This is a genomic window from Mongoliibacter sp. (assembly GCF_007692705.1).
Classification (GTDB): domain Bacteria; phylum Bacteroidota; class Bacteroidia; order Cytophagales; family Cyclobacteriaceae; genus Mongoliibacter.
In genome coordinates, this window is record NZ_REBN01000145.1 from 1 (window position 1) to 2,571 (window position 2,571).

Consider the following 2,571-nt stretch of genomic DNA (forward strand, 5'->3'; position numbering starts at 1 on the left):
TTTTTCATCTTCTTCTGTCGTTTTTGGTGAAATGCCTCCATCTCTATCTTCACTGTAAAGTTCTTTTGTTACAGTGTCATACTGACCATCAAGGTCATCAATCTTCATCCCTTTCCACTTTTTGGTTTTGGTAAAATATGCTGAACGCATCAACATATGGCCCCCAATAGGTGCAGTCAAAAATATAAAGAGGATTATAGCAACCACTCTTGTCGTGACCGAATAATCCTGAAAATAGACAGCTGCTGATAATAAAATCAAACCCAAACCAAGTGTAGCTGTCTTGGTGGTGATATTGATACGCATATAGACATCCGGCTTGGTTAGCATAGCAACCGCCGTTGAAAGCACAAAAAGTGCTCCCATAGTCATCATAATCATTATCAATATTTCAGTCATCATTTTTACTTCTTTGAATTAGAAAATAAGCAAAGGCCACCGTACCCAAAAAGGCGATCAAAGCAAATAGCATGGCGATATCCAAAAAGGTGCTTTGGTCATTTTGCATACTGTAAACTGCAATGATTCCAATCGCAATCAAAATCAATAAATCCAATGCAATTACCCTATCAGGTATGCTTGGTCCTTTCAGGAATCTGATAAAAACCAAAATCACTGAAATCCCTAACATTGGTAAAATCACATAGTTATAATACTCTTGTAAAATCATCTCATTAATTCCAATAAACGGTGTTCCAACTTGATTTTAATTTGCTCTATAAACTCTTCCTTGTCTTCACAATGTAAGGCATGTACAAACATGGCTTTTTTGTCAGTGGAAACATCCAATACCATGGTGCCAGGTGTAAGGCATATCAGGTTGGCCAGAAAGGTAATCTCCAAGTCCGTTTTTGCTTCTAAGGGTACTTTGATAATTGCTGGGTTCAATTTTTTCTTTGAGTAGAGTGATTCCTTGACAGTTTGAAGGTTTGCAACCACTATTTTTCCCAAAATCACCAAGAAAAACCATAGCGTTTTTGGTACAATAGTAAAGTACTTGTTTTCAACCCTATTGACACTGATAAGCCAGAGGATGCCAAAGCTGATGATAAAACCAAACAGGAAATTTTCCTGTGTAAGGGTTCCAGTGGCAAAAACCCAAACTAAGGCCAGCAATAAATTACTTAAGAGGAGGGATTTAGTCATATCTCGTTTAAGTTTTGGCCCATTACTGATTCAATGTAGGAAGAGGGATTCATCAATTCTGAAGCTATCCGTTGTGATAAGGTGATGATATTTTCTGCTCCCAGTCCAATGTACAAAGAAATTATGCTTAGGAAAACTACAGGCAAGAGGAGTGCCCATTTTGACCTTAAGTTGATTTCATGGAAGTATTTTCCAATAGCTTTTTTAGGTAGATCCTTTCCTTCTTTCCAGAATACTTCTGCCCATATTTTAGCGATTACCCAAAGTGTCAGAAAAGACCCTAATACAATGAAAGAAATTAATACATATTCACCGCTTTCCAATCCTCCTTGGATAAAGAACAATTTTGCCCAAAATCCTGAAAGAGGTGGAATTCCCACCAATGAAAACAGAGGAATAGCGAAAAGAAGAGAAAGTAGTGGGTAGTTTTTATACATCCCCCCCAATTCTTTGATATTCTGTGTACCGTTGATTTTTAAAATAATACCTGATACCATAAAAAGATTAGTTTTGACAATGATGTCATGTATTAAATAGAAAACCGTTCCAGCAATGGCAATTTCTGTCATCATGCCTACACCAGCCATCATAAATCCGATATGGCAAATAATTAGATACCCAAAAATTTTCCCAATATGCTGGTGAACCATAGCGCCAAGGGCACCTGATAAAATGGTCAATGCTGCCATTACAGATAGTACTATACTCAGAAAATCATCTCCTACGAAAATCAAGGTAAAAGTCCTGACCATAGCGTAGACTCCGACTTTGGTGAGTAATCCGCCAAAAATCGCAGCGACAGCTGGAGGAGGGGTATGGTAGGAAGCAGGTAGCCAAAAGTACAGAGGAAAAACAGCTGATTTGATTCCAAAAGCCACCAAAAATAAACTGGCGGTCACATTGATCAAGCCCTTGTTTTCTATTTCCTGAACCTTAATGGACAAATCTGCCATGTTCAATGAGCCGGTAAGACCATATAAAAAAGCAATTCCGATTAGGAAAAAAACAGAGGCTAATAGGTTAAGTGCAACGTATTTGATAGCTCCTTCAAGTTGGGCTTTTTTTCCTCCGATAGTAATCAAGACAAAAGAGGAAATAATGATGACTTCAAACCAAACATAAAGGTTGAATATATCCCCCGTTAGAAATGCGCCCTGAAGCCCCATCACTAAAAAATGAAGCATGGGGAAAAAACCAAATTCTAACCTTGCCTTATTCATACTGGCAGTGGCAAATAAGGATACCGCTAACCCAGCAATTGAAGCAAGAAGTACCATGGTTACTCCAAGGGTGTCCGCAACAAAAGAAATTCCGAATGGTGCAGACCAATTTCCAGATTGCATAACCAATATTCCATTATCATATACTGATGTGAAGAGCCAAAGCGAAGTCCCCAATCCTATAAGTGACAATGTAATACTTAGG

The 2,571-nt window shown here is 38.2% G+C and carries 4 protein-coding genes; all 4 read right to left on the bottom strand.

Features of this window, described 5'->3' with window-relative positions; genetic code table 11:
* Positions 1-402, bottom strand: a 402-nt coding sequence (gene mnhG / locus EA341_RS08700) for a monovalent cation/H(+) antiporter subunit G (protein ID WP_367127099.1), incomplete at its 3' end; no start/stop codon positions are given.
* Positions 392-631, bottom strand: a complete 240-nt coding sequence (locus EA341_RS08705) for a monovalent cation/H+ antiporter complex subunit F (RefSeq protein WP_367127102.1) — start codon at positions 629-631, stop codon at positions 392-394. The genes mnhG and EA341_RS08705, both read right to left, overlap by 11 nt.
* Before the next feature lie 35 nt (positions 632-666).
* Positions 667-1,146, bottom strand: a complete 480-nt coding sequence (locus EA341_RS08710; RefSeq protein WP_293013015.1) for a Na+/H+ antiporter subunit E — start codon at positions 1,144-1,146, stop codon at positions 667-669.
* On the bottom strand, positions 1,143-2,571 hold a 1,429-nt coding region (locus EA341_RS08715; RefSeq protein WP_293013016.1), incomplete at its 5' end, for a proton-conducting transporter membrane subunit. The genes EA341_RS08715 and EA341_RS08710, both read right to left, overlap by 4 nt.